We start from the raw sequence: 25,970 nt of genomic DNA on the forward strand, positions 1-25,970 counted from the left end.
AGGCGCCCGGATTCGGAGCGAGCGCCCACTCGGCACCACAACGACAACGACAACGCTGCATGCGCCCGCATTGGCCAAGGGCCACGACCACGGACTCGTTCCGTGTCGAGGCCGATCCAACCAATCGGAGCCGATGACCATGAAGCGAACCCACCTCATCAGCGCCGGCGCGCTGATGCATTCACTGCTCGGAGTCTGTTGCCTCGCGCCCGTGACGGGTGCAGCGGTCGACGTGTCCGAGATCGAGCTACGACGCCTCTTTGATCCGACCGAGACCGAGCTTGCGGCCGAGTCCAGCGGACGGATCTATATCTACGAAGGATTACGTGACATCGACGTGCGGCGCGCAATGGACGAAGAGTTCGATCGTGTCGAGCACATGATGTTCATCCGGACCCGGAAGACGGAAGACACCGGCGCGCTTGTAAAAGACCCGGAGACCGGCGTGGTTGCAACGGAAGACGACGGCTGCTGAGCAGGGCCGAATCACCGATCTCTTGCCAGCTCGAGGCGCTGCGATGCAACGACGAAACCTGATCAAAGGCGGTCTGGCGACCGCCCCCTGGGTCGCCATGACCGCCATCGGTTTGCAACCCGAAGCGGTCATGGCGGCTTGGCCGAAGGCCGCCTTTTACCTCGAGGACCTCTCCGAGGCCGAGCGGCTGCTTTTTGCCGATACCCCCGTCGAGGATTCGGATCGGATCGCCGTGACCGCGCCGGACATCGCCGAGAACGGCCGCGTGGTTCCGGTTCAGGTCGTGATCGATCTCCCCGATCCGAAGACCCTGACATTGCTTTCCGACGGCAATCCGTTCCCCTTGTTGGCGCGCGCTCGATTCACGCCTGATGTCGAGCCCACCCTATCGGTTCGAGTCAAGATGGGCCAGAGCGCCACTCTCATCGCGCTGGTCGAGTCCGATGGCAGGCTCTATCGAGCCACGCGGGCCGTCAAAGTCACCGCGGGCGGATGTGGCGGGTAGGGCAAACGCCAAACTCGGCGAATGCGATACAGAGCGATGGAGGTAGGCAGTCATGCGTGCTGATCTCGGTAGGATTCGAGCAAAACTCAAGGACGGCGCGATCCTGGTCAAGGTGATCTTGAATCACCCCATGGAGACCGGAAGCCGCAAGGATCCCGCCACCGGCGAGCTCATCCCGCGCCATTTCATCCGTGAGGTGGTCTGCGAGCACAACGGCAAGCCGGTGCTGACCCTCGACTGGGGCTGGGGCATCTCGACGAATCCCTTCCTGTCATTCGTCGTCAAACAGGGGGAGACGGGCGATACCTTGACCGTTCGCTGGACGGACAACCAGCAGATCACGGGCGCGCTCGAGACCGTCGTCAATTGATCTCGATCGACCTGCCCGGAAGCTGTCATCTCATGGCAACCCGGGCGAGGACGCCGGAGGATAGTATCTACGCTCAAGGTTTCATCCATTCTCGGAGGTCTCCATGCGTAGCCCGTTCCTCGTCTTTACACTCGCGTCGATCGTCGCTGCACCGGTGTCGGGCGCCTGCCCCGACGGATCCTCGGTCCCGACAAGGGTCGACTTCATCGGGATGCCGCCGCCGGTCACCGCCGCGGAGAAGGCCGACGTCTACACGCGTGCGACCATGCGGATGACCTGCTCCGATGGCGTCAGCAGCGAGCACCCGCTGGTCTATCGCTCGATCTTCGCCACCACCGACCGGGTCGGCGACTCGGTGGTGGGCGGCCTCTGGAACGCGGCCGGCGAGCCGATCACCGACCGGGACGGACCCTTGGCCTCCGACAGCCCGGACGGAACCTCTCTGATGCAGATCGAGGGGTTAGTTGTTCCCGGCTCCAGCGGCAATCCGCTGGCGATGGTGACCCAGTTCGAGTATCGCGGGCTCCCGCCGAACGACGGCATCAGCAGCGGATCCTTTTGGTCCAAATTACCCGCCGCCATGGGCCTCACTCTGCTCGATCAGGACAAGGAGACGGGACTGCTGGCGGCGAAAGCGTATCGAACGATCGATTTCTCCGACGTGAAAGGGGGATGGATCCACTGCGGTTCCACGCTCTCCGCTTGGAACACCCATGTCGGATCGGAAGAGTACGAGCCGGACGCCAAGGTCCGCGGCGGAGGGAACAAGGCCGAGGGCTCGGACGACAAGACCGACATTGCGAGCTTCAGCCGCGAGTACTTCGGCGACCCGGATACGGCCAACCCGTATCATTACGGGCTGGTTCCCGAGGTGAGCGTGGCGCCGGACGGGTCCGCCGCCGTCGTCAAGCACTATGCCCCGGGGCGCTACGCCCGGGAAATGCTGATGCTGGCCGAAGACGATCGAACCGCGATCGGCGGCGACGACGGCAAGAACACAGGGCTCTTCATGTTCGTGGCCGACCGGGCGGGTGATCTGTCCGCGGGGACCCTCTATGCCGCCAAGGTCACCGCGGCCGGCGATGCCGACGGCGACCGCTTCAACCTGGACTGGGTCCGGCTCGGCCATGCCGCCGATGCCGAGATCAAGGCGCTGGTGGATGCCGGCATCCGGTTCACCGACATCTTCGATGTCGCCGAGTCCGACCCGGGCGACCCGAGTTATACCAAGGTCGTCACCTACACGGGCAACGAATGGCTCAAGCTCAAGCAAAGCGGCAAATTCGATACCGAGAAGGCTGCTGCCTTCCTGGAGACCCGTCGCTATGCCGCCCTGATGGGCGCCACGACTGAATTCTCCAAGATGGAATACATCGCCTACAACAAGGCGGACAAGACCTTCTACATCGTCATCTCCCGTGTCGAGGCGGGTATGGCCGACGATCTGGGGGATCTTCGGATGGCCCGGAACGACGGCGGCATGATCCTCGAGATGCCCACGGCCCGTGCTCGCCGAGATGTCGGCGGAAGCCCGGTCGAGAGTGATTTCGTCGGCGTCGGTCTGGCCCCGATCCCCGAGCTTGTGGGCGGCTGGCTCGGCAAGGACGTCACGGACGCCGAGGGCAACGCCTGCAGCCAAGACAAGATCTGCGGTCCGGACAACATCGTCTATGTCGATTCCATCCGCACCCTCTTGATCGGTGAGGACACGGGTCGGCGCAACAACAACTACCTCTGGGCCTTTAACCTCGACACGCGTGCGCTCTCGCGCATCCTCTCGGTGCCGATGGCCGCCGAGGTGACCGGCCTGACCGTGCCCGACTACAACGGCCATGCCTATATCATGGCCAACTTCCAGCACCCGGGCGATGACGACATCAAGGACTATACCGGGGCCGACAAGGCCGAGGTCCTCCGCCAGATCGACGACAAGTGGGGCCAACGCAAGAAGGCGGCGATCGGCTATATCGGCACGGCCGACGGCGCTCTACCCCGTCTTCCGTCTGGCGACTGACGAGGCAAGCGCTCGACGCATTTCACTCTGGACGCGGTTTAATCGACGATCGCGACCCGACGTTCGACCGGCCGATCCGGGAGTCGACTCCACTCGGCCATCGATCCGTCGTAGAGCCGCACGTGCGGATTCCCCAGAATCTCGCTGAGGACGAACCAGCCGAGGCTCGAGTTGTGGCCGGTGTTGCAGAAGGCGATCTGCGGGGCATCCGGGTCGACCTCGGCCAAGGCCATCAGCTCGCGCAACGCCTCGGGCGAGCGCAAGTTGCCGCCGTTGTCGACGGTCAGCCACTCCAAGGGCAGATTGCGGGCCCCCGTCAGCGTACCCGGCTGCGTCGTTTTGCCGTTCCTGGTGATGCCGAGAAACTCGTCGGTTCGGCGATAGTCGACCAGGGAAATACCATCGGCCGCGGCCTTTGCGACGTCGGCGTGGTCCGGAAGCATTTCGGGGCGCAGCCGGGCGTCGAAGTCCTTCGCCACGGGCGTTACGGCGCCCGTTTGCAGGGCGCGGGAGTCTTCCTTCGCGTAGCCGAGGGTGCCGCCATCCAGGATCGAGACCCGATCCTGGCCCAAGAGTTTGAAGGTCCAATAGATCCGGGTGGCGGCCGCCATGCTTTTTGCATCCTCGCCCAAGGGAGCGATGACCACATGGGTGGCCCGGTCGATCCCGAGCCCGCCGACGAGCCGCTCGAGCTGCTCGATGCTCGGCAGCATCCCGGGCACGCCGGCCTTCTTGATCCGCCAGCCAGCCTCGACATAGTCGGTATGGACCGCGCAGGGGATGTGACCCTGCGAATACTCCGACCGTGACTCGCCGTCGATCTTCAGACTGCGGATGTCCAGAACGCGCACATCCTCCCGACAGGCGTTCTCGGCCGTCCAGGCCGCATCGACCAGAGCCCCGGGGGTTGTTGCCGAGGCCGACCCCAGCCAAGACGCCAGGAAAACCAGAGTGAAGACATGTTTCATCATCCTATCCTCCGCGACTGTTTGAACAAGCCGTCCGAGCGGGATGCTCGGGCTTACATGTTCAATAGCAGCCTGGCGGACACGACGGGCGACCATGAGGCGACGATTCGACGATGAATTGACGACGCCGGATCAATTCGAGCAGGTCGAGTCTATACTGCTTTGAAACCAATGACTTCGGACAGAGACGATGATCGACATCATGCCCCGCCACGCGCTTTCCGTCATGATCCTCTGGCTCGCCACCGTCACGGCGGGCTCGGCCGGCGACTTCGAGGACGCGGCCCTGAGGCACATCGACTATCCGGATTGGTTCAAGGAGAGTTTCCTGGATCTGCGCGACGATCTCGGCGAGGCCCGCACTGACGGGAAACTCGGACTGATGGTGCTGTTCACGACCGAAGGCTGTTCGTACTGCGCGGAATTCATCCGCAGGAGTTTGGGAGACGATGCGATTGCCGAAACCCTGAGATCCGGCTTCGACGCCGTCGGTCTGGAAATCTTCAGCGACGCGGAGATGATCGCCCCGGACGGCATCGAGATGCGGGTCAAGGCGTTCGCCGAGCGCGAGGGTGCAGGCTTTGCACCGACCTTGCTCTTCTATGGAGAGGGCGGCGAGCGCTTGTACCGAGCGGTGGGCTATCAGGACCCCGAGCGATTCCGGATGCTGCTGGACTATCTGATCGGCGGCCGATATCGGCAAGAGTCCTTTCGCGACTATCTCGCGGTTAGAGCGACGTCGTCCGAGGCGGCGCCATCGTCCTACCGACTCAAGCCCGATCCGCTTTTCGCCTCGCCCCCTTACGCACTGGATCGCAGCCGTATCCCGGCCCAGCACCCCTTGTTGGTGATCTTCGAAAGCGACGATTGTGCCGGTTGCGCCTCCTTTCATCGCGAGGTCTTGGCGCTGCCCGAGGTTCGCGCGCCGATGGCGGATTTCGAGGTGGTGCGGCTCGATGCCGGGGACGATACAACACCGGTCCTCAGGCCCGACGGCATACGGACGACGCCGATGGATTGGTATGCCGAAACCGGGATGTCGGACCTACCGGCCCTGCTTTTTTTCGACGAGAACGGTCGGGAGGTCCTGCGCACCGATGCCCTGGTCCTGCGCCAGCGCATGATGAACTCGCTCATGTATACCTTGGAGCGCGCCTACGAGAAGCAGTGGAGCTATCAGCGGTTTGCACGCTCGAAGGCGCTCGAGCGGATGCAGCCGTGAGGCGGCCCTCTGGGAGGGGGATAGCTCGGAGGGCTCCTCTTCCGTCGCACCGAGCAAGAATCCGCACGCGGCTAAACCGCGCCCAGCGCGGTATGTGATGTTGTTGGATGGGATCGGTCTCGGCAGACGCGACGATCGTCGGAGCTGGCGCGGTTTAGGATGCCTGCAGGGCATCGCGACGTCGCGATGAGGTCGATCGGCGGACTTGCCGTCAGCGCCTCGTCCTTCTCATTCCCGGCCGGGGGTATCTCATTCCTGACAGGAATATCCGAGCGCGAGCAATCCTTCCTCGAGATCGTCCGAGACCATCGGGTGCGCGAGCAGATAGGCGGCGGCCCTCACGGAGTAGTCGCCGATCGCATCGTCCACGGCCGTCTCCCATTCCTCGACGTCGTAGTCTCCGCGACCGACCCACATGAGTGCGACCAGCTCGGCGCGCTGGCGCTGGCTCATCTCGCCGATGGCCTCGGTCATCGCCTGCACGCTGTAGTCATCGCTGTGGTCGGCCAGGACCTGCAAGGCCCAGTCCTCCGTCGGGCTGGACGGGGTATCCGGAAGGACCACCTCCTCCTTTGATTGGAACTCCCGCGCCATCTCGATGATGGCGCAGATCGCGTCCAAGGGGATGTGCAGCACGATTCGGTTTCTCCGCCTGAAGGCCACCCGTCGAATGGCCGAGAGGCTCAGCGCATGGCGAGACTCGGTTTCTCTCGGGCGGCGATCCAATGGTCCCGCATGATCCAGTAGTCCGGCGGGATATCCCGACACGAGAGTACACCCAGGACACGATTCTCGGCCAGCACGGGCAAATGGCGAAACCCGTTCTCGGACATAATGCCGAGACCCTCGACCAGCGACACCCCGGGCTCGACGGAGATCGGCCGTTCGGTCATTACGGCCGACAGAAGGACATCAACCGGCTGAAGTCGCTTGGCTACCACGCGGTTGAGTAGATCGCGCTCGGTGAAGAGCCCGACCAGTTTCCCCGCGTCCACGACGGGGATTGCGCCGACGCGATGTGCAGCCATCAGCTCGGCGGCTTCCTGGACCGAGGACTGCGGACCGAGACTGATCGTCTCCTGAGACCTCACGAGCTCTCCGACGTTCAGATAACGCATGATCGATCTCCTCGCTTCTTGGTGTCTTCTTGTTGGCCGAGGTCCGGTAGCGATGCGCTCCGGCAGAGCTTACGATTGGCGACGCGAGCGTTTGAGCCAGGCATCGCCCCCCGGGAGACGCGTCTTTAAACCGAGCGTCTTGCTAAAGTATAGATGGTCATCGAAAGGTAACAAGTTGTCGCGGGCGAAGCATGAGGCGACGGGTTTGTCGAGCGCGGCGGAGGAGTCCATCATGAAAACGATTCGAGAATCCGATTGGAAGGTCTTCAAGCAGGTTCGAGAAACCGCCCTGCAGCGGTTCTGTCAGCATGTTCTCGACGACGTCGACGCCATCAACCGCGACGCGGGACTGACCGCGCACGAGCGCTACCTCAAGGTCTACGAGCTGATCCATGCGCGTGACCGCAAGCTGGGCGCGGCCTTCGACGGACTTTCGCGATCGGACGCCGCTTTCCGGCTGATGCTCATACGCACCCTCGGGCTTGTCAGCGAGGAGGATCTGGCCCGGTTCAGTCCAGAGCTTCAACAAAGCAGCATCCCGATGGAATGATGAGGATCAGGTAGGTTCGGAAACGTCCGGTTGGGCGTCGAGTCTGAGTCGCCCATTCAGGGCTTGAAACGGTTGGGGATCCTTATCCCGGGGCGTTGCCCCGGGCTGGCGCCAATCGCACCGTCGGCGCTCCGGGCGAACCGCTGCGCGAGGGATTGCGGCCGTTGCGGACCGCCGGACTGATACTCCGCATGCGGCATCACTCCCGACGCGATGCGTTCACAATGTCCTGCGCGATGGCCTCCCCGCTGGACCACGCGGCCTCGACCCGCGGGCCGAGGCACCAGTCTCCGCCCGCGTAGAGGGTGCCGGATGTGTCGCGGGCGAAGGGGCGATCAAGCGGCACGCAGACGCGGGCATGGCGCCAGCGGTGGGCGACGGCGTATCGAACGGCGGCCGGATCCGTGCCGAGGCGGTCGCACAGCATAGGCAGCATGAGCGTGACGAGTGCGTCGGAGGTCAGCTCCAGATTTGCAGTGCTCCAGGCCGTGCTCGCCTGGGCGACCCAGCACGCCGGCGCGTGCCGCCCCGGTTTGCTGCTGTCCTGCGCGATCCAGGCCAGCGGGTGTTCGGGATCGGTGCGGGTGATGAAGGGTCGCGGGGCAGCGTGGTCGAAGGCGGCCATCAAGGTCAGGCACGGATCCAGGCGCACCGCGGCGACCTCGCGGGAGATCGGGTGATCGCTTCCGAGGAGGTCGGCCAATTGCGGCGCAGGAACGGTGACGACGACCCGGTCGAAGTCCGCCTCCTCCTCGGGAAGGCTCACCGTCCAGCCGCGACCTGCTCGGCGCAGTGCCGTCACTTGGATGCCCCGGCGGATATCCAAGCCCCGACCGAGATGTTTGGCCAGTCCGGTCATGCCCGGCGTCCCCACGACATGCGGCCGGTCCGTTCGTTGCGCACCGTCGTTCCAGAGTGCCGCGGCACCGTCGCCCCGAGCCTGTTTCAACACCGCCTGGAAATCCGTGGAGCTCGCGGTGACGTATTGCGCGCCGTGATCGAATTGCAGACCATCCGGGGTCCGCCGGGTCGCCAGTCGCCCGCCGATCCCTCGGCCCTTGTCGAAGACCACCGGCGCGCAGCCCGCATCGGCGAGGCGCCGCGCACAGGCCAGACCCGCCATGCCGGCACCGACGACTGCGATGCGCTCTGTCCGTGCCATCATCCTGGATCCCCGTTGTCCGCGCGACGCACAACGCCCCGCAATTTCCGAGGCCTTTCGAGCTTAAACCGCGCCGGCTCGGACAGTTGTCGGAGCCGGCGCGGCCAAGCCAATCCAACAAACAACGCATACCGCGCCGGGCGCGGTTTAAAAGAGTGCGGTGAGATCGAGCGTCCGCCGGACATCGGGAACAAGCGGCAAGGCGATCGCGGACAGGTCGTCTGCAGTGCGGATCTCCGAGTACCCGTCCGCGGTCGGCTGCCGATAGATCGCAAGCCGGCGGCCTGCGAGATCGACGAGCCAGACCTCCGGGATCCCGGCACGCGCATAGCGGGGGAGCTTGACCTCGCGATCATAGGCCAGGCTGCTGTCGGCGACCTCGACCAACAAGAGCACGTCGGCCGGTCCCGGGTGTCCGTTGCGATAATAGTCCGCGCGCGGGCGCAGCAAGGCGATGTCGGGCAGCGGCTCGCTGTGATCGTCGAGCCACACGGGATCCTGCACCGCGACGATCGCATCCCGACCGAGGTTTTCTTTCATGAGGTTAGCCAGGAGCTTCACGGTACCGGCGTGCGGATGTCCAATCGGCGGCATCTCGACAATCTCCCCGTCGATCAATTCGGTGCGCAGATCCGGTCCGAGGATGCCGGTTTCGCCCATGCGGTGGTAGTCCGTGACCGAGACGCGAAAGACGCGAGCAAGCGAGGATGCCCGGCGGGGTGCGGTTGCGCTCGTGATCATATCGGGACCTCGCGTCTTCGCATGTCAAGGGTCGTCATGTGGTCAACATAGCGGCCCGGAAAGACCGCTGCAAGGCGAGCTCGGATCTCCTCCGGGGGCGTTCCGACGCCTCAGGCGCTGCGCAGCCGCGTCACCTTGACCAGCGCCACCGCGGTCAGCGGAAGAACGAAGCCGATGATCAGGGCGGCGATCATCAAGTCTCCCAACTGGCTGTAATCCTCGGGCACGCTCACGACGCCGCTGATCGGATCCTTGACCTCGCGGGTGACGAGGAAGATCTCGTTGAGATACTTGGTGCCCAACTGGCTCGCCGACAGCGCCAGATTGCTGAAGGAGGCCATGACGGCGAAGAAGGTGGCCTTGAGGTTATCCGGGGCCGAGTTGGCGATCCAGGCGAGCATGGGCACCATGGCGACCTGGCCCAGGGGCGACTCCAGCGCCGTGTCCACGATGGCGATGAATCGGGCATCGACGATGCCGCCGGTGACGGCGGCCGTCCAGTGATGCAGCCCGAAGTACATGCCGACGATGGGCAGGTAGAAGACGCTGGTGAGCAGGGTCAGGAAGACCACGACATGGGCGATGGAGTGCTCGGCCATGAAGCGCCGGAAGATGAAGAGACCCGCCAGTGCCAGCGTGCTGCCGATCAGCGAGAGCACGGACAGGAACTGCTGGTCGAAGGCGAGCTCGTCGATCATCCACCAGGTCTGGCCGGCACCCGGTCCGGGCATGGCGCGGAAGACGAAGATGATGATGGCCGTACCCAAGAGATAGAGCCGCGCCTCGGCGTCCAGGACCCGCATCAATCGGGTCATCAGGAAGACGACAATCGCCATGGAGCCGACGAAGATGATCTCCTGGTTGAAGGGCACATCCGTGAGTCCCATGCCCAGCGTGAAGACCACGAAGGCCAGGCTACCCCCGAGGATCCACCAGTTCGGCTTGGTGATCTGGGCGGGTCGTTCCAGTCTTGCTCTGGCGTCGGTTTCGTCCAAGCCTTTGGCGACGAGCCGACGCAGGTCGCGGCGTTTGATGACGCTCGCCAGGGCGACGCCGAGTACCGAGATCACCGGAATCGCCAAGGCCATCTCGTAGATCAGGATATAGGTCGCGACCTTCTCGGCCTCCGACATGGCCTCGACCCCCGCAAAGAGGTAGATGTTGGCCAGCGACACGAGCACCCCGCCGCCGATGATGGCGATCCGTCCCAGCGTCTGCATCGTGGTATGCATCAGCTTGAGCCGCGCACGATCGATCGGGTGGCCGTCGGCGTCGACCCGCGGGACCGCCTCCACCGTCATGGCATCCGCAACCACGTCCTGAATGACGTAGCCCGTGGGCGCAAGCAGCGCGGCAAGCACATACCAGGCTTCGACCGGCATGACGGCGTCCATCGCCGCGCGTTCCGCCAGCAGGCCGATCATGATCAGCAAGCTCGCCGAAAGCATGGCGGCGCCGAGATAGACTAACCCGGCCTTATGGCGCCAGATCAGATCCACCAGATGCCCCAGGGGCATCTTGAGCACCCAGGGGATCCCCGCCCAGAAGGCCAGTGCCGCCAGGAAGGAGGCGGGTAGACCGAGATAGTCCTTGACGAAGAAGGTGCCGACGATCGCGGTCAGGCCCTGGATGCCGTAGGCCACGTAGATCATCAAGGGGGGCAGATACGAGAGCCGCATCTCGCGCCCGATCTCGAGAATGTTGCGGTCGAGCCAATGGCCGATTGCGGCGATGAATCCGCGTTGATCCCGGCCTCCGGTATGCCGGCTGCGAATGGCGGTCACGTGTGCGCTCTCATGGTCGACAAAGGCCCGAAGGGTACGCCATCGTCTGCGCCGAGGCGAGCGACCGGCCGCAATGTGCCGCCCTCGCGTATCGAGGGTACGGCGGCCTGTCGGGCCCTTGTCGCGGCACGTCCCCGGCCCTACTCGTTACTCGAGCGGTCGGGGCGCGGGGCGCAGTGCGCCGCGGCGTACGGGTGAGACTGCGGAGCGGTTGTCACGAGTCTCTCCGACCTCGGTGGCCGATGCGTTGAACGAGGCCGCCCGTCGAGGCGGATCGCTTCGTCCGGAACGGATGTTCGAGGCTACACTCGGATCGCGGCACAGGGGCCGCGCATCCGTCGACATGACGACGCTATTCGGGGATCGGTGCGAGCCGGATCTCTTCCGGCGGACCCTGATCGCCACGGGCAGAGCAAAGGAGCATGAACATGCTGATCGGGGTCACGCGCGAGATCAAAGCCCATGAGCATCGTGTCGGCATGACGCCCGAAGCCGTCGCCGAGGCGGTCCATCGGGGCCATCAGGTGCTTGTCGAGACCGCCGCGGGGGACGGGATGGGCGCGTCCGACGACGTCTACCGGGCCGCGGGTGCGCAGATCTGCGCGACGGCCGAGGAGGTCTTTGCCGGGGCCGAGTTGTTGGTCAAGGTGAAGGAGCCCCAACCGCAAGAGCGGGCCTGGCTGCGTCCGGGGCAGGTTTTGTTCTCGTATCTGCATCTCGCGCCGGATGCCGATCAGACGCGCGATCTGGTCGCCTCCGGTGCGGTCTGTATCGCCTACGAGACGGTCACCGATGCACTCGGTGGCCTGCCGCTCCTGCGGCCGATGAGCCAGGTCGCTGGAAGACTCGCGATCCAGGCCGGCGCGACGGCTCTGGAGGCCGTGCACGGCGGGCGCGGTGTGCTGCTCGGCGGCGTCCCCGGCGTAGCGCCCGGTCGGGTGCTGATCCTGGGTGGCGGGGTCGTCGGCTTCAACGCTGCTCAGATGGCCGTAGGCTTGCAGGCGGACGTGACTATCATGGATCGCAATCCGGCCGTGCTGGACCGCTTGGCGGCACACTTCGAGTCGCGCGCTCGGGTTGTTTACTCCAATCGGGCGACCCTTGGCAGTGCGCTCCGAGAGGCGGACTTGGTGGTCGGTGCGGTCTTGATTCCGGGTGCGACGGCGCCGCACCTCGTCACCCGGGCGATGCTCGGGGAGATGCGCCGCGGGGCCGTCATGGTCGATGTCTCGATCGATCAAGGGGGTTGCTTCGAGACCTCGCGTGCGACGACGCATGCTCAGCCGACCTATGTCGTCGACGGCATCCTTCACTACTGTGTCGCGAACATCCCGGGCGCGGTGCCGCACACCTCGACCTACGCCTTGAACAACGCCACGTTGCCCTACGTACTGGCGTTGGCCGACAAGGGTTGGCGTGCGGCCCTGAGGGACGATCCGCATCTTCTCGACGGACTCAATGTGTGCGAGGGGCAGGTCACCCACGCCGCGGTGGCCGAGGCACTCGGCTATCGCGTCGTGCCGGCTTCGCAGGTGCTGTGACCCCCAACGGCCGGCATCGGTCCGACGGGTACCGAGCAGACCGATGCCGGCGTCTTGCGGAGCTGTGGCGCCCTGAGTATTGTCTTGCAGCAGAGCGCTTTGCGAGACCCGTCGCGCAGATCTTTGCCCGGCGCGCGGCCCGATCGGCTAGCTGCCGGATCGGGCGACGGGCCGGAGCATCGAATCGGCACGCCGCGTCGGACGCCCGACGCGAACGTATGCTCAAGCGATCCCTTCAGGCCCTAGCCGTGCTCACGCGCTTGGACAGGATGGCGCCGCGCATTCCGATCAGGACCAGGGTGCTGGCCAGGAAGGCAGCCACGGCGGTGCCGATCATCATGGCCATCGGTTTGTCTTGCGCGTTGGCGATGCCGAAGGTCTCCCCGATCGGGGCGAGGATGGCGACATTCTCCGGCGCGGCCAGGATGTAGGTGCAGAAGGCCAGGAAGGCACCGAAGAAGATGAATTTCCAATCCATGTGCAGGCCGGCGAGCAGGGTCGCGAGGCCGAGCAGGTAGAGCAGCACCAGCAGGTACTTCTGATCGTCGAGTGCGGCGCGCACGCCGTTAGTGTGCAGCAACCACAGTAGGCCGATCACGATCCCCCAGTGCAGGACCTGCTTCAAGGTATAGAAGAGATAGGACTGATCGCGGACATAGGCCTGTCCGAAACCCGAGAGCAAGGAGATGAAGGCGACGACCGGGACGAAGGTCTCCCAGTAAGGTATGGTTCCGGCTGCATCGTCTCGGGTCAGTGCAATCAAAACGACCGCGGCGACATAGAGGATGACCGACGGCAAGAGTGCCATCATCAACGAGCCTTGGTCGGTGCTTTTGGTTTTTTTCGCTGTCTCCGTCGAGACAGCGTCTTTGGATTTGAACATGGCGAACCCTCCTTTCGGGTCAGTGTGCGAGTGATCGACGCATCCCCCGGTCAGGAGGTTCGTCGAATTTGTCAAGCAACCGGATATTAACCCTTACTTTCGATGAGTGTTAAGGGAATTTCAGCAGGATTTTTCGACGCCGCCGGACGATTTCGGCCTTCTCCGAGCGCGCCTGTCGGACGAATCGATCCCGGCGGGCCGGCTCCGCGCGGGTGTACGAGTCGGCGAGACAGGCGGCTTGGCCGAGCCGAGAGATTACGCCCGAATCCCGCCATCTCGCGGCTCGCGACGGCCGTCGTGGTTGTGTCTGACCTGGCGACGACCGCGGCTCGCGTCGCTGATTCGGCCGCGCCGCATCGGGCGCGATCGAGCATTCTCGGCCTCCTCGGTCTCGTGGTCCTGCTCGCCGGCGGCTGTGCTTCCGCGCCGTCCCCCCCGTCGAAGCCGCTCGATGCCTGCGCCATCTTCAAAGAGCGCCCGAGCTGGTACAAGGCGACGAAAAAGGCGGAGCGCAAGTGGGGGACACCGATTGCGGTCCAGTTGGCGATCATCCAGGCCGAGTCGAGCTTCCGGCACGACGCGCGGCCGCCGGGACGCGTCTCCAGCGCCTACGGCTACTCGCAGGCAATCGACGGGACCTGGGACTGGTACCGTGAGCAGACCGGTCATCGGCGTGCGAAGCGGACCAATTTCGATCATGCCGTGGACTTCGTCGGCTGGTATACGAACGTCAGCCATCGCACGTTGGGGATTCCCAAGTCGGACGGTTATCGTCAGTACCTCGCCTATCACGAGGGTCATCGCGGCTTCCAGCGCGGGACCTATCGAAAGAAGGACTGGCTGGTGCGCGTTGCGCGCCGTGTGGATCAGCAAGCAAAGACCTACGGGGCTCAGCTGCGCTCCTGTCGTCGGTGAGCCGTATCGCCCCGCATGTGGGTCGGACTTGAGTCCGAAACCGCCAAGTCCGACGGCTGCGCGACCCTGTCGGGCTGAAGCCTGCCACCCGTTCCCTCCCCCCGGGGTCCCCCGGTCCCCCAAACCCCCAGCCGCGAGAGCCGGGGCACTTTACCTCCGGCCGCCTGCGCACTAGAGTTGCCCGGACACGCCGTCGTCGTTGACCACAGGAGCGTTGTCATGCTCGGTTCTACCCCTCGCGTCTTTACGGGTCTCGTCGCGGGTCTGTTGGCCGCGTTCTTGTGGACGGGCTGGCCGACGCCGAACGAAGCGGCCGAAGGCGGCGAGCGCAGCATCCTCCTGACCCCGGGCATGGACTATTTCGGGGGGGATTACGAGACGCTGAAAGGGGTCGATCTCGAAGCCTGTCGCGACGCCTGTCTCGACGACACCCGCTGCCGTGCCTTCACCTTCAACAGCAAGGCGGGGTGGTGTTTCCTGAAGGAATCCGCCTCCGACGCGCGCCCCTTCCCGGACGCCGTTTCAGGTCGTGTGCGGATCGGCCAGGCGACCCTGCCGCCCGAGGATCTCGCCGCGACGCGCAGTGCGGAGCTGCGTTTCCTCCCGCGCGGCGAGCTGGATGCCGCCCGCAAGCTCGCGGCCCGCATCGCCGAGGCCCCGCCCCGCGATCAGGCGCCCGCGTCATTGGCCGCCGAGGCCGGGCGGGTTGCCGAGAACAATCCCCAGCGTGCGGCGGACCTCTACGCCGCGGCCCTTCGCCTCGCGCCCGACGAGCGAGCCCTCTGGCTCGATCTCGCGCGCGCGGCGAAGGCGGCCGAACCCTCCGACTGGCAGGCGCGGCAAGCCCTCGAGAGGGATGCCACCGCGGCGGCCGTCAACGCCTATTGGCGATCCGCAGCGGTTTCCGAGCGCGCCGATGCCTTGGTGGTCCTCTCGCGAGCCCTCGCAGAGCGCGACGATTGGCGGCCCGCGATCCGTTCCTTGCGCGCCTCGCTCGCGCTGGTCGAGGACGCCTCCGTGCGCGCCGAATACGACCGTCTGATCGGCGAGCACGGTTTCCGCGTCACCGGACACGAGGTTGACTCGGACGCCGCGAGTCCCCGCATCTGTCTGCAATTCAGCGATCCGCTGGCACGCGACCGCGGCCGGCTCGCCGACTTCGTGCGGGTGACCGACCGGACCGATCTTCCCATCGAGGTCGAGGCCCGCCAGATCTGTATCGACGGCGTCGAGCACGGCGCGCGCTACGGTATCCAGGTCCGCGCCGGACTCCCGGCGGCGGATGGGGAGACGCTCGCCAAGACTTCGGATCTGGAGATCTTCGTGCGCGACCGCGCGCCCATGGTCCGCTTCCTCGGGCGTGCCTACGTGCTGCCCGCGGGCGGCGATCCGGCGATCCCGGTCGTCTCGGTGAACACGGATCGAGTCGACGCGGCGGTCTATCGTATCGGTGACCGCGCCCTGGGCTCGGCGGTCGCGAGCGGGCGGTTCCGCCAGCAGCTCTCCACCTGGGACGCGAACCAGATCGCCGATCGCTCCGGGGAGGCGATCTGGAGCGGCTACATCGAGGTCAAACCCCCGGTTGAGAGCAGGCTCAATCGCGAGGTGACCACCTCGGTGCCGGTCGGCGATCTGGTCGAGGATCTGCGGCCCGGCGTCTATGCCATGACCGCCACGCCACACAATGCCATGCAGGAGCCCGAGGCGCTCGCGACCCAGTGGTTCCTGGTCTCGGATCTCGGGCTTGCGACCTTCTCGGGCAACGATGGCCTGCACGCCCTGGTCCGCTCGCTCTCGAGCGCCGATGCGGTCGCCGGCACGACGCTGCGCCTGGTCGCGCTCAACGACGACATCCTGGGCGAGACGACCACCGACGCCGACGGCCATGCCCGCTTCGAGCCCGGTCTGCTGCGCGGCACCGGCGGCAATGCGCCCGCGGTTCTCATCGCCGAGGGTCCGGACGGGGACTATGGCTTTCTCGACCTGACCCAGACACCTTTTGATCTCAGCGACCGCGGCGTGACGGGTCGACCAGCTCCGCAGCCGTTGGATGTCTATCTGGTCACCGAGCGCGGCGCCTACCGTCCCGGCGAGACCGTTCAGCTCACCGCCCTGGTGCGCGATGCCAAGGCCGACGCCGTCTCGGATCTGCCGATCACCTTCATCTTCAAGCGCCCGGACGGGGTCGAACACGGCCGTCTCCTGGCGCAGGATCAGGGCCTCGGCGGCTATCGGGCGACCCTGGACTTAAGCCGCGTCGCCATGCGCGGCACCTGGCGCGCGGCGACCTACAGCGATCCCAAGGCCCCGCCCTTGGCCGAGGTCACCTTCCTGGTCGAGGACTTCGAGCCCGAGCGCCTCGCCTTCGAGCTGGAGAGCCCGGTCAAGACGCTGGATCCGGAAGACCTGCCCGTGATTGCCCTGGACGCCCGCTTCCTCTTCGGCGCACCCGCCGCGGGTGTCGCCGTCGAGGGCGAGGTTCAGGTCAAGCCCGCGCAGGGCCTCGCCGCGTTTCCCGGGTTCCGATTCGGCCTGGCGAGCGAGCCGGTCGAGCCGGTCGGCCAACCGCTTCCAACCACCCGGACCGACGACCAAGGCAAGGCCGAGATCGCCCTGCAACTGCCCGATCTTCCGCCGACCAGTCGACCGCTCGAAGCCGATCTGCGCGTGCGTCTCATCGAGGGCAGCGGGCGCCCGGTCGAGCGCAGCCTGACCCTGCCGATCGCGACCCGCCAGCCCCGCATCGGCGTGAAGCCCCTGTTCGAGGACGCGGTGGAGGAGGGCGGCAACGCCGGTTTCGAGATCATCCTGATCGATGCCGCCGGCGATTCCGGCGGCCAACGCCGGCCGACCGAAGGGTTACGCTGGACGCTCTCGCGCCTGACCACCGACTTCCAATGGTACGAGTCCGACGGCAGCTGGAAATACGAGCCGATCGTCTCGACCCAACGCGTCGCCTCCGGCACCCTGGAGCCGAGCCAGGTCGACGCCGCGACCGGTGTCGCGCGCATCGAGGCGCGGGTGGAATGGGGCGGCTATCGTCTGCGTGTCGAAGGCCCGGACGGGACGGCCATGCCCGTGGATCTCGACTTCGAGGCCGGCTGGTACGTCGCCCCGCGCGCCGTCGACACCCCGGATCTGCTCAAGGTCTCGCTCGATAAGGCCGAGTATCGGATCGGCGAGACGCTCAAGGCCCGCATCGAGCCACGCTTCCCGGGCGTCGCCCTGGTGATGGTCATCGACGACCGGCTGATTGACATGCGCACCGTTGAGGTCCCCGAGAGTGGTACGACGGTCGAGCTGCCCGTCACTCGCGCCTGGGGTCCGGGCGCCTATGTGACGGCCGCGCTCTACCGCCCCATGGATCTGAAGGCCCGGCGCATGCCCGGACGTGCGATCGGGCTGACCTGGGCCGGTGTGGATCCAGGTGACCGCCGACTTCATGTAAAGCTCGGCCTTGATCCGGCCGCGGGCGTCATCCGCCCGCGCCAACCGCTCGAGATCCCGATCCAGGTCGCCAACGCCCCGGCCGGCGAGCCGGTCTACGTGACCCTGGCCGCGGTCGATCTCGGGATCCTGAACCTCACGCGCTATCAATCGCCCGCGCCGGACCGTTGGTACTTCGGTCAGCGCCGTCTCGGGATGGAGGTCCGCGACCTCTACGGCCAGCTCATCGACCGTATGCAGGGTGTGCCCGGCACGGTGCGCTCCGGCGGCGACGGCGCCATGATCCGGCTCGAAGGTCCGCCGCCCACCGAGGATCTGGTCGCCTTCCAATCCGAGATCATCCGTCTCGACGCCCAAGGCCGGGCCACCGTCGCCTTCGACATCCCGGACTTCAACGGCACCCTGCGGGTCATGGCGATGGCCTGGTCCAAGCAAGGCGTCGGACATGCGGTCGAGGATGTCCTGGTGCGCGATCCGGTCGTGATGATGGCGAGCCTGCCGCGCTTCCTCGCGCCCGAGGACCGCTCGCGCCTGCTGCTCGAGCTGACCCATGTCGACGGTCCGGCGGGCGAGGTCACACTGTCGGTCGCGACCGAAGGCGGACATGTCCGCATCCCCGCCGATCAGACCGAGCGGACATTGAGCTTGGCGCAGGGCGGACGTGCCGCCGTGCAGATCCCCATCGAAGCCATCTCGGTCGGCGACGAGACCCTGAATCTGGTCCTGCGCACCCCCGACGGCCCAGTCTCCACACGGGCATTGACCAAGACCCTGCGGATCCCGGTCCGCTCCAACGCTCCCTTGGTCTCGCGCAACGCGGTCGTGGATCTGGCCCCGGGCGGGGAGCTGCGTCTCGACGCCTCGGCCTGGTCAGAGATGCTGCCCGGCACCGGAGCGCTCGCCGTCTCCATCACGGGCGCCGGACCGCTCGACGTCGCCGGCCTGGTCACGGGCCTGGATCGCTACCCTTACGGCTGCACAGAGCAGCTCACCAGCCGCGCACTGCCCATGCTCTATCTCAACGAGGTGGCGACCGCCATCGGTCTCGGGACCGACACCGAGATCAAGGAACGCGTGCGCGAGGCGATCGGCGAGGTGCTGGCCAACCAGGCCTCGAACGGGAGCTTCGGGCTCTGGGGCACGGGCGGCGACGACGGCTGGCTCGATGCCTATGTCGCGGACTTCCTCACCCGTGCCCGCGAGCAAGGCTACGCCGTGCCGGATCGCGCCTTCGACATGGCGCTGGACAACCTGCGCAACCGGCTCGCCTATGTGCCGGACTTCAGCAGCGGCGGCGAGGACATCGCCTACGCGCTCTACGTCCTCGCCCGCAACGGCCGCGCCGCCATCGGCGACCTGCGCTATTACGCCGAGACCAAGCTCGACGCCTTCTCCACACCCATGGCCAAGGCCCAGCTTGCCGCGGCACTGGCCCTCATGGGCGACCGCCCGCGTGCCGATACCGTCTTCCGCGCTGCGGTCGCGATGCTGGAGACGGGCGACGACGAGGGGGCCTGGCGGTCCGACTACGGCTCGGACCTGCGCGACGGCGCGGCGGTGCTGACCCTCGCCGCCGAGAGCGCGACCGGCGCGGTCGACCTACAGGCCCTCGCCAGACGCCTGGAACAAGGCTGGGTCGATGCGGCGGACACCAGCACGCAGGACGACGCCTGGCTGCTGCTCGCCGCACGCGCCCTCATGCAGGGTGCCGACAAACCGCAACTGACCCTGTCGGGCGAGCCCTGGAGCGGCCCCTGGTTCAGCCGACTCGACGCCGACACCGCCGCCGCCTTGCCGCTGATTGTCGGGAACGCGGGCCAACGCCCGCTCGATGCCTTGGTCAGCGTCGGCGGCGTGCCGCTCACACCCGAGCCCGCGGGCGGCGACGGCTACCGGATCGAGCGCGCCTACTACGACCTGGACGGCCGCCGCATCGACCCCTCCGCCGTCACCCAAGGCGATCGCATGGTCGCCGTCATCACCGTCAGCGCCGACGCCCAGCGTCAGGCCCGACTCATCGTCGACGACCCCCTCCCCGCCGGCTTCGAGATCGACAACCCCAGCCTCATCAAGGCCGGCGACATCGCCGACATCGCCTGGCTGGGCCTCGAAGAAACCGCCGAGCATCTCGAATTCCGCGCCGACCGTTTCGTCGCCGCCGTCGACCGAGGCCCGAAGGCCCCGACCCGATTCCAGCTCGCCTACCGGCTGCGCGCCGTCTCGCCGGGCGTCTTCGCCCACCCCGCCGCCACGGTCGAGGATATGTACCGCCCGCAACGGCGGGCTTGGACGGAGACGGGGAGGGTAGAGGTTGCGCTGCCGGTGCGCTGAGCGAGCGATGCGCCCTTGATCAGAAGATCGCTCCAGGCCCGTAGGGTGGACGAGCGAGAGCGAAGTCCACCAAACTCACCGCCGGCGCTGGTGGACTGCGCTACGCTTGTCCACCCTACAGCGCTTGTCCACTCTGGAGCTTTTTCCATGAGCGATTACCAAGCATACGAAGACGCATGCGAAAAGATCCGCGCCGAGAACGCAATTCTGTTGACGGAGTTCGTGGCTTGGCTCGAGGCGTCCGGCCTGTCCGAGAGGGTCGTCAAGAAGCATCGTGAAAATATCGCTTTCTATATCAATGATTACCTGCTTTACGATGACGCGCTCGAGGCCAGAGACGGCGTGGACGCTATCAGTTGGTTTCTCGGCGACTGGTTTATCAGGAAGGCCATGTGGTCAAGCCAAGCCAGCATTAAGGAGAATGCAGCAAGCCTCAAAAAGTTCTACGCCTTCATGCATGAGAAAGGCTTGGTCAGTGCGGACGATCTGGTCGAGTTGAAGCAGATCGTCAAGGAAGGGATGCCGGATTGGTTGGACGCCATGAGGGACTACAACAACGCCGGGATCGATGATTCTTGGTGAGCTCGACGTCAGCCTGCGGGCGGCTTGAACTGCCCTGAGAGTGCGCCCCGCGTGGCGGGTCGGGACGCTTGCAAGCCCGCCGATTGCCGCGACGCGGCGGCCCCCGGATAGACGACTTGCAGTCGTCCTCTTCCGTCGCCCTAGCGGCCGGTATGGTCGCTACGCATCGAATGCATCGTGTCGGACGTTTTCTTTCGGTGAATGCTGGTTGGGCCTATGTAAAATAGCGTGACACTGACCGATAGGGCGCTGTTGTTACGTTTGCGGATCGTCCGCCCGACGGTCGCTTGCAGCCGTTGGGGAAACGCGCCGGACCGGACATCGACATGGACGCCGATCGGCTACTCGGGCGGGTTTGCCCGTCCGACAAGGCCGATCTTCCGGCCAACGCCGCCATCGATGCAGCGCGCGCCGAATGCATGACGGAACGCGTTCTTTGCGGCGTCTCCCGTGCAGTGGGTCGGTACCACGTGGGCGACGTCGAGGGCCTGCATCGCGCGAATCGCCCGGTCGATCCCCGCTGCGTCCGAGTACATCAGGTGAAACCCCCCGATGGCCCAATCGATCTTCTTCCCCAACAGGTGCGAGGCGTGCTCGACGATCCGCTCCATCCCGGGATGCGCGCAGCCGCTGATGGCTGCCGTGACCCCGTCGGCCTCGATCACCATCGCGTGCTCGGGCGGGTCGCTGTCGAGCATGCCGGTTGAAAAGACGCCGGGCGCAAGCTCGGCAGGATCCGCCCCGACGACAAGCAGCTCGCCGCAGAGGCCATGAAGATCCTTGATCAGATGCTTGGAAAAGCCTTCGTGTACGACGACGGTCGCCCGTGGATTCACCTCCAAGACGGAGTCCAACCCACCCATGTGGTCCCAATGCGGATGTGAGAGAAAGAGCAGATCGACTGATTCCGGGGCGATGTCGAGCGCGGCCATGTTCGCCAGCAAGACGCGGCCGTTGCTGCCTGTATCGAACAGGATCGTCCGGTCTGCGACCTGAATCAGGGCTGCGAAGCCCCAAAGGCTCGTCAGGCCCGGGACGCCGGGATAATTATCGAACAGGATCGTCATGCAAGAAGGGTCGGTCATCGGTCGTTTCCTCGGGTCTCCCGAGCCCTGGCTCGGTTCGCCCGTGCTGGTGCGGGTCGATGTTGCGAGAAAGCCGGCGGGTCAAGGCCCCGGAGAGCGGTGCAAGACCGACACTCGGCATCGAGGGGCGCTGATGTCGACTTCGCCGCACTTTAGTGCCCGACTCACCCGCTACACATTGATGATTGGCCATCTCCGGCAAATAATCAGCCGACAACGACCAAGGGTGTGCGCGATGTGCGAACCGCGGCGATTCGAAGGCGTCGCCCGGCGCCCGTGCGTTGTTCGAGAGTCTCGGTTGATTCATGCGTGCCGCACGCGATGCTGCCGAGCGTGACGACGCTTCGATCGGCGTCTTCGGCGTATAACGGTGTCTCGCATCGACCAAGCAGAAGGAAAGCCCGTGGTCTCAGGACAATCCGATCCCCGCAATCCGCCCCTCTCGGTCATGGCGTTGTTCCCGTTTCTCCTGATCACCTTCGGGCTGACATGGGGGATTCTGGCGCTGTTCATCTTCCTGCCGCAGCCCATGACGAGGCTCTTCGGTGCGCTGACCGGCCAGCATCCGCTGTTCTTCTTGGCGGTCTATGCCCCGGCGATCGCGGCCTTCGTCCTCGTCACGCACGCCGGTGGCCTTGCGGGACTCAAGCGTTTTCTCTCCCGTTTTCTGCTGTGGCGCACATCCTTTGGCTGGTACGGTTTTCTCCTGGTCGGCATTCCGCTGGTCTTCTATGCCGGTGCGGCGGTGCAGGGTAGGCCCTTGACAGGCGCCTTGTCGTTCGATTCGCCGGGCGCGCTTTCAACGGCGATCTTGCTCATGGCCGTGAAGGGGCCGGTCGAGGAATTCGGCTGGCGCGGGTTGGCGCTGCCGCTCCTGCAGCGCAAGCTCGCCCCGCTCTGGGCCGCGCTGATCCTCGGGGTCATTTGGGGATTCTGGCACCTGCCGGCGTTCCTCTTGAGCGGGACACCGCAAGGGGACTGGGCGTTCGCACCCTTCTTCCTGGGTGCGGTGGCCATCAGCGTCATCGTGACGCCGATGTTCAATGCATCGGCCGGCAGCATCCTTCTGCCGGCGGTGTTTCACTTCCAGCTGATCAATCCCGTTTGGCCGGACGCGCAGCCCTACGATACCGTCTTCCTCCTCGTGGTTGCGGTCCTTGTGGTCTGGGTGTACCGCAAGGAGATGCTGCGTCGGGATGCGGCCGTGACCGACGTGATCCCCGGTTCGCGCGGCGCCGAGACGGTCCGGTCGCTCGGATGATCCCGAGCGACGCATTCCGGTTCGCCTGAAGGTGTGGTCCAGCCTGCGGAAGGGCCGACGAGCGGATGACGCTTCGTTCGTCTGCGCGGTATCGGCGCTCGGGAGGGCCTGTCGGGAGGGAAGGGCCGCGCAGCAGGTCCTATGCGCGACGCCGCCATGAGCGAGCCCGAGCAGACGATGACACCTTTGACTTCGGCGTCCATGCAGTCCCAAACCCGACGGATGCCGAGGCTCGGGCGGGACCGAAATCGCCGGATCGGGATTTGGTTTGCGCTCTTGCTGCTGCTCCCGAGTCCCTCGACGGCATGGACCGTATCATCCGTGCCGATCGCGTTCAGCGTCCTGCCCGAGCATGTGCAAAGCTGGGAGGCGGCCGCTGCCTTGATCGGGAGCGATCATCTGCCGCCGGCCCGCGTCGACATTCATCTCGGCCATCAGCCAGGTGCACGCTGGTTCGTCGCGGCGCCGCTCGGCCGCGACCTCGTCCCGCCGCTTGCCTCGTCGGGGCCGATCCTGAGCCTGAATGTCGCCAACTTGGATCTGGTGGAACTGGCCTATGTCGCCTCCGACGGTCGGCTGGCATCGCCGCGCCTTCGCACGGGCGACACCCTGGCCCTGGGGCAGCGCGACGTGATCGGCGCAACCTTGGCCTTCCGACTCGACCCCGATCTGGTCTCCGATCACGCGTTGCTGCTGCGGGTGCTGACGATCGGACAACTCAGCCTCGTGCCGCGTCTAACGGATGCTGCGAGCTTCCAGCTTGCTCAAGCCCGAAGCCTGCTGACGGGTGGAATGTTGGCGGCGTTGGCCTGGCTGTTTGCGCTGCTGATGTTGTTCGCGGGAGTGGCGACCGGCGACCGGCGTTTTCTTGCCTTCGTGATGCTCAGCGTGCCGTTCGGCGTGACCGGGCTTGCGAGCATCGGTCAATTGGCCTATTTCCTGCCGTCTGTTCCGGCTTGGATAACCGGCCGCGTTTCCAGCGCCTTGGGGTATTTGGTGACCGCGGCACTGATCTTCTCGTTTTATCTCATCGTCCGGCCGCCGCCGTCACCCTGGGGATTGCGCCGCTTCTGGTTCACCGTGGCTTGGTTCGCCCTGCTGTTGTCGCCGATCGGTTTGACCGATCTGCACCCCTCGATCGCCTGGCTCAACAACAGCGCGCAACTCGCCTTCATCGCCTTCGTCCTGATCTATGGGCCGTTGCAGTGGCGAGGAACCTCGGCACTCGGGCGCATCGCCTTGGCGTATCTGCTCGCGACCTGCGCGACAGGCATCGCGGTGGTGGCCAGAACCTGGTTCCCGGGGCTGGCAAGCCTTGCGGTGGCTTATTTCTGGCCGATCAACCTCGTGATGCAGTCATTGATGCTGATCGCGGTCCTGACGGTCAGCGGTCGTCTGCTGGCCGAGGTGCCGGAGCAGACGCGACGCTTGGAAGGGGCGCGGCAGGCTCGGTTGCGCCTCGCTGCCTTGGCGCGAAAGTTCAGCGGCTTGTTGAAAGTGGTGTCGCACGAGATTCGCAACCCGGCATCCTCGGTGCGCTTCGTTGCCACGAATCTGCGCCGCGGCGTGCTCAGTCCCGAAGATGCAGCGGCCGATCTGATCCGGATCTCCAATCAGCTCTCCGACATCGTGCGAGGTATCCAGCGGCAGCGCGACGCCTTTACGGACGGCACCGCAGCGGATTACACCTACGACCTGCACGAGAAGGTGGCCCAGGTGCAGGGCGCCTTGGCCGGGCGCATCGACCCCGCCAGGCTGGACCTCGAGGTGCGCGCCGAATCGGGCGCGGTGACCCATCTCGTTGATGCCTCGCGGCTGGTGCTGGTGCTGACCAACCTGCTCGACAATGCCTTCAAATACGGCGGCCGGGGGCGCGTGCGCATGAGCCTGTCGAGCACGCCCGAGCGGCTGGAGCTGGAGGTCGTGGACCAGGGGCAGGGCATCGCCCCGTCGGATGCCGAGCGGATCTTCGATCAGTTCTGGCGCGATCCGCGGCACGGCCACATCCCAGGGTGGGGCTTGGGGCTCTGGGCGAGTCGCAGCGCAGTAGAGTCGCTCGGCGGCAGCATGGAGTATTTCCCCCGGAGTCCGCAGGGTGCCGGGTTTCGGGTGCTGGTGACGCGTCTTCGCGGCGCCGATTCGCGCGCCTTGGCTTAACAGAGGGACTCATGTCGCGACAACCCGATGCACCGGAACCAATCGATCCGCCCAAGCGCGTCCTCGTGGTGGAGGACGATGCCGTCGGCGGTCCTCAGTTGGCGCGTTTTCTGGAGAGTTTCGGGTATCGGGTCGATTTGGTCACCGGCGAGGACGCGGCGCGCGCGCGCATGGCGGCTTGCCGATTCGATGCGGTCGTCCTGGACCTGACGCTGGCCGACGGCGACGGCTATTCACTGCTCGAGGCATTACGTGCCGGCGATCCGCTGTTGCCCATCGTCTGCACGTCCGGTCGTTGCGATCTCGACGCCCGCGTAAAAGGGTTGCGCTCGGGCTTCGATCATTATCTCACCAAGCCCTTCGAGCCCGAGGAGTTGGAGGCGTTGCTGGCGCGGGAGCTGTGCCGTTACGCCCATCGCGCGAGGGCGGCGGAGGAGGGCCTGTCCGCGCCGATGGACAATCGCTGGGCCATCCACGAGGAGGCACGCACCCTGGTTCTCGACGATCGGCTCGTCATCCCCTTGACCGAGACGGAGCTGAGGTTCGTCTGCCTGCTCCGCGGTCAGGCGCCCGAGGCCGTGAGCCGCGCCGCGGTCATCGCCGGACTCGGGCATCGCGAAAGCTATTATTCGAGCGCCCGTCTGCACACCAGTGTCTCGCGCCTGAGGCGGAAGATTGCTCAAGCGACCGACCAGCCCGCACCGTTCGACAGTGTCTACGGCGCCGGCTATGTCTGGGGGCGATCCCGCTGAAGGGCGACGCCCCGGCCATCACGCCCGGCCGTCAATTGTCAGAATGTTGTTAGAAGTCGCGGCCGACGGGCTCCGTATAATCCGCAGGTGTTGCAGGGTTTGCGGTT

Annotated in this window: 21 protein-coding genes; 13 read left to right on the plus strand and 8 right to left on the minus strand. The window is 65.7% G+C overall.

What is annotated here, in order from left to right:
• Positions 1 to 139: 139 nt before the first annotated feature.
• From THIMADRAFT_RS17450 to THIMADRAFT_RS17465, 4 genes are all read left to right on the plus strand, one after another.
• On the plus strand, positions 140 to 475 hold the full coding sequence (locus tag THIMADRAFT_RS17450; RefSeq protein ID WP_007194407.1) for a hypothetical protein: 336 nt from the start codon (positions 140 to 142) through the stop codon (positions 473 to 475).
• 43 nt (positions 476 to 518) lie between these two features.
• Complete coding sequence (gene soxY / locus THIMADRAFT_RS17455; protein ID WP_007194408.1) at positions 519 to 980, plus strand: thiosulfate oxidation carrier protein SoxY; 462 nt, start codon at positions 519 to 521, stop codon at positions 978 to 980.
• 52 nt (positions 981 to 1,032) lie between these two features.
• Positions 1,033 to 1,350 carry a thiosulfate oxidation carrier complex protein SoxZ gene (gene soxZ, locus THIMADRAFT_RS17460; RefSeq protein WP_007194409.1) on the plus strand — a complete coding sequence of 106 codons (318 nt, stop codon included), beginning with the start codon at positions 1,033 to 1,035 and terminating at the stop codon, positions 1,348 to 1,350.
• Positions 1,351 to 1,453: 103 nt separating this feature from the next.
• Positions 1,454 to 3,364: a PhoX family protein gene (locus THIMADRAFT_RS17465; RefSeq protein WP_007194410.1), complete on the plus strand. Its 1,911-nt coding sequence runs from the start codon at positions 1,454 to 1,456 to the stop codon at positions 3,362 to 3,364.
• A 38-nt stretch (positions 3,365 to 3,402) separates the two neighbouring features.
• Here THIMADRAFT_RS17465 and THIMADRAFT_RS17470 read toward each other — a convergent pair whose 3' ends face one another.
• Positions 3,403 to 4,335: a sulfurtransferase gene (locus tag THIMADRAFT_RS17470; protein WP_007194411.1), complete on the minus strand. Its 933-nt coding sequence runs from the start codon at positions 4,333 to 4,335 to the stop codon at positions 3,403 to 3,405.
• 187 nt (positions 4,336 to 4,522) lie between these two features.
• Here THIMADRAFT_RS17470 and THIMADRAFT_RS17475 point away from each other — a divergent pair, with 187 nt between their 5' ends.
• Positions 4,523 to 5,554 (plus strand): thioredoxin family protein, encoded by a 1,032-nt coding sequence (locus THIMADRAFT_RS17475; protein ID WP_007194412.1) that lies wholly within the window; start codon positions 4,523 to 4,525, stop codon positions 5,552 to 5,554.
• A gap of 249 nt (positions 5,555 to 5,803) precedes the next feature.
• Here THIMADRAFT_RS17475 and THIMADRAFT_RS17480 read toward each other — a convergent pair whose 3' ends face one another.
• Together THIMADRAFT_RS17480 and THIMADRAFT_RS17485 are read right to left on the minus strand one after the other, a co-directional pair.
• A complete protein-coding gene (locus THIMADRAFT_RS17480; RefSeq protein WP_007194413.1) occupies positions 5,804 to 6,190 on the minus strand; it encodes a DUF3775 domain-containing protein in 387 nt (128 codons plus the stop codon).
• Between the two features lie 47 nt (positions 6,191 to 6,237).
• Positions 6,238 to 6,672, minus strand: coding sequence for a CBS domain-containing protein (locus THIMADRAFT_RS17485; protein ID WP_007194414.1), 435 nt, complete (start codon positions 6,670 to 6,672; stop codon positions 6,238 to 6,240).
• Between the two features lie 232 nt (positions 6,673 to 6,904).
• Here THIMADRAFT_RS17485 and THIMADRAFT_RS17490 point away from each other — a divergent pair, with 232 nt between their 5' ends.
• Complete coding sequence (locus tag THIMADRAFT_RS17490) at positions 6,905 to 7,222, plus strand: hypothetical protein (protein ID WP_139052888.1); 318 nt, start codon at positions 6,905 to 6,907, stop codon at positions 7,220 to 7,222.
• A 199-nt stretch (positions 7,223 to 7,421) separates the two neighbouring features.
• On the opposite strand, the gene THIMADRAFT_RS17495 is transcribed toward THIMADRAFT_RS17490, so the two are convergent.
• The 3 genes from THIMADRAFT_RS17495 to THIMADRAFT_RS17505 form a co-directional block, all read right to left on the minus strand.
• Positions 7,422 to 8,387 carry an NAD(P)/FAD-dependent oxidoreductase gene (locus THIMADRAFT_RS17495; RefSeq protein WP_139052889.1) on the minus strand — a complete coding sequence of 322 codons (966 nt, stop codon included), beginning with the start codon at positions 8,385 to 8,387 and terminating at the stop codon, positions 7,422 to 7,424.
• A gap of 144 nt (positions 8,388 to 8,531) precedes the next feature.
• The gene (locus tag THIMADRAFT_RS17500) at positions 8,532 to 9,125 is read right to left on the minus strand and encodes a Uma2 family endonuclease (RefSeq protein ID WP_007194418.1); all 594 of its coding nucleotides are present in this window, start codon (positions 9,123 to 9,125) and stop codon (positions 8,532 to 8,534) included.
• A gap of 110 nt (positions 9,126 to 9,235) precedes the next feature.
• Positions 9,236 to 10,909, minus strand: coding sequence for an MFS transporter (locus THIMADRAFT_RS17505; protein ID WP_007194419.1), 1,674 nt, complete (start codon positions 10,907 to 10,909; stop codon positions 9,236 to 9,238).
• Positions 10,910 to 11,337: 428 nt separating this feature from the next.
• Here THIMADRAFT_RS17505 and ald point away from each other — a divergent pair, with 428 nt between their 5' ends.
• Complete coding sequence (gene ald, locus THIMADRAFT_RS17510; protein ID WP_007194420.1) at positions 11,338 to 12,450, plus strand: alanine dehydrogenase; 1,113 nt, start codon at positions 11,338 to 11,340, stop codon at positions 12,448 to 12,450.
• A 235-nt stretch (positions 12,451 to 12,685) separates the two neighbouring features.
• Here ald and THIMADRAFT_RS17515 read toward each other — a convergent pair whose 3' ends face one another.
• The gene (locus tag THIMADRAFT_RS17515) at positions 12,686 to 13,333 is read right to left on the minus strand and encodes a hypothetical protein (RefSeq protein WP_007194421.1); all 648 of its coding nucleotides are present in this window, start codon (positions 13,331 to 13,333) and stop codon (positions 12,686 to 12,688) included.
• Between the two features lie 297 nt (positions 13,334 to 13,630).
• Between THIMADRAFT_RS17515 and THIMADRAFT_RS17520 the strand changes: the two genes are divergently transcribed.
• The 3 genes from THIMADRAFT_RS17520 (at position 13,631) to THIMADRAFT_RS17530 (ending at position 20,608) form a co-directional block, all read left to right on the plus strand.
• On the plus strand, positions 13,631 to 14,248 hold the full coding sequence (locus THIMADRAFT_RS17520; protein WP_233490285.1) for a transglycosylase SLT domain-containing protein: 618 nt from the start codon (positions 13,631 to 13,633) through the stop codon (positions 14,246 to 14,248).
• Between the two features lie 219 nt (positions 14,249 to 14,467).
• Positions 14,468 to 20,026, plus strand: coding sequence for an alpha-2-macroglobulin family protein (locus THIMADRAFT_RS17525; protein WP_007194423.1), 5,559 nt, complete (start codon positions 14,468 to 14,470; stop codon positions 20,024 to 20,026).
• Between the two features lie 147 nt (positions 20,027 to 20,173).
• Positions 20,174 to 20,608 (plus strand): hypothetical protein, encoded by a 435-nt coding sequence (locus THIMADRAFT_RS17530; protein ID WP_007194424.1) that lies wholly within the window; start codon positions 20,174 to 20,176, stop codon positions 20,606 to 20,608.
• 341 nt (positions 20,609 to 20,949) lie between these two features.
• On the opposite strand, the gene THIMADRAFT_RS17535 is transcribed toward THIMADRAFT_RS17530, so the two are convergent.
• Entirely contained in the window at positions 20,950 to 21,693 is a 744-nt protein-coding gene (locus tag THIMADRAFT_RS17535) for an MBL fold metallo-hydrolase (protein ID WP_007194425.1), read from the minus strand.
• A gap of 403 nt (positions 21,694 to 22,096) precedes the next feature.
• Here THIMADRAFT_RS17535 and THIMADRAFT_RS17540 point away from each other — a divergent pair, with 403 nt between their 5' ends.
• The 3 genes from THIMADRAFT_RS17540 to THIMADRAFT_RS17550 all read left to right on the plus strand — a co-directional run bounded on the left by THIMADRAFT_RS17540 (position 22,097) and on the right by THIMADRAFT_RS17550 (position 25,863).
• Positions 22,097 to 22,954, plus strand: coding sequence for a type II CAAX endopeptidase family protein (locus THIMADRAFT_RS17540; RefSeq protein ID WP_007194426.1), 858 nt, complete (start codon positions 22,097 to 22,099; stop codon positions 22,952 to 22,954).
• 177 nt (positions 22,955 to 23,131) lie between these two features.
• On the plus strand, positions 23,132 to 25,111 hold the full coding sequence (locus THIMADRAFT_RS17545) for an ATP-binding protein (RefSeq protein ID WP_158308395.1): 1,980 nt from the start codon (positions 23,132 to 23,134) through the stop codon (positions 25,109 to 25,111).
• Between the two features lie 11 nt (positions 25,112 to 25,122).
• Positions 25,123 to 25,863, plus strand: coding sequence for a response regulator transcription factor (locus THIMADRAFT_RS17550; protein ID WP_007194428.1), 741 nt, complete (start codon positions 25,123 to 25,125; stop codon positions 25,861 to 25,863).
• Positions 25,864 to 25,970: the final 107 nt, after the last annotated feature.

It is taken from the genome of Thiocapsa marina 5811, from assembly GCF_000223985.1.
Taxonomy (GTDB): Bacteria; Pseudomonadota; Gammaproteobacteria; order Chromatiales; family Chromatiaceae; genus Thiocapsa; species Thiocapsa marina.

Excerpts from the sequence above, each read along its gene's own strand:
- THIMADRAFT_RS17450 (WP_007194407.1), top strand. The coding sequence starts at position 140 with ATGAAGCGAACCCACCTCATCAGCGCCGGCGCGCTGATGCATTCACTG.
- soxY (WP_007194408.1), top strand. The coding sequence starts at position 519 with ATGCAACGACGAAACCTGATCAAAGGCGGTCTGGCGACCGCCCCCTGG.
- soxZ (WP_007194409.1), top strand. The coding sequence starts at position 1,033 with ATGCGTGCTGATCTCGGTAGGATTCGAGCAAAACTCAAGGACGGCGCG.
- THIMADRAFT_RS17465 (WP_007194410.1), top strand. The coding sequence starts at position 1,454 with ATGCGTAGCCCGTTCCTCGTCTTTACACTCGCGTCGATCGTCGCTGCA.
- THIMADRAFT_RS17470 (WP_007194411.1), bottom strand. The coding sequence starts at position 4,335 with ATGATGAAACATGTCTTCACTCTGGTTTTCCTGGCGTCTTGGCTGGGG.
- THIMADRAFT_RS17475 (WP_007194412.1), top strand. The coding sequence starts at position 4,523 with ATGATCGACATCATGCCCCGCCACGCGCTTTCCGTCATGATCCTCTGG.
- THIMADRAFT_RS17485 (WP_007194414.1), bottom strand. The coding sequence starts at position 6,672 with ATGCGTTATCTGAACGTCGGAGAGCTCGTGAGGTCTCAGGAGACGATC.
- THIMADRAFT_RS17490 (WP_139052888.1), top strand. The coding sequence starts at position 6,905 with ATGAAAACGATTCGAGAATCCGATTGGAAGGTCTTCAAGCAGGTTCGA.
- THIMADRAFT_RS17495 (WP_139052889.1), bottom strand. The coding sequence starts at position 8,387 with ATGATGGCACGGACAGAGCGCATCGCAGTCGTCGGTGCCGGCATGGCG.
- THIMADRAFT_RS17500 (WP_007194418.1), bottom strand. The coding sequence starts at position 9,125 with ATGATCACGAGCGCAACCGCACCCCGCCGGGCATCCTCGCTTGCTCGC.
- ald (WP_007194420.1), top strand. The coding sequence starts at position 11,338 with ATGCTGATCGGGGTCACGCGCGAGATCAAAGCCCATGAGCATCGTGTC.
- THIMADRAFT_RS17515 (WP_007194421.1), bottom strand. The coding sequence starts at position 13,333 with ATGTTCAAATCCAAAGACGCTGTCTCGACGGAGACAGCGAAAAAAACC.
- THIMADRAFT_RS17525 (WP_007194423.1), top strand. The coding sequence starts at position 14,468 with ATGCTCGGTTCTACCCCTCGCGTCTTTACGGGTCTCGTCGCGGGTCTG.
- THIMADRAFT_RS17530 (WP_007194424.1), top strand. The coding sequence starts at position 20,174 with ATGAGCGATTACCAAGCATACGAAGACGCATGCGAAAAGATCCGCGCC.
- THIMADRAFT_RS17535 (WP_007194425.1), bottom strand. The coding sequence starts at position 21,693 with ATGACCGACCCTTCTTGCATGACGATCCTGTTCGATAATTATCCCGGC.
- THIMADRAFT_RS17545 (WP_158308395.1), top strand. The coding sequence starts at position 23,132 with ATGACACCTTTGACTTCGGCGTCCATGCAGTCCCAAACCCGACGGATG.
- THIMADRAFT_RS17550 (WP_007194428.1), top strand. The coding sequence starts at position 25,123 with ATGTCGCGACAACCCGATGCACCGGAACCAATCGATCCGCCCAAGCGC.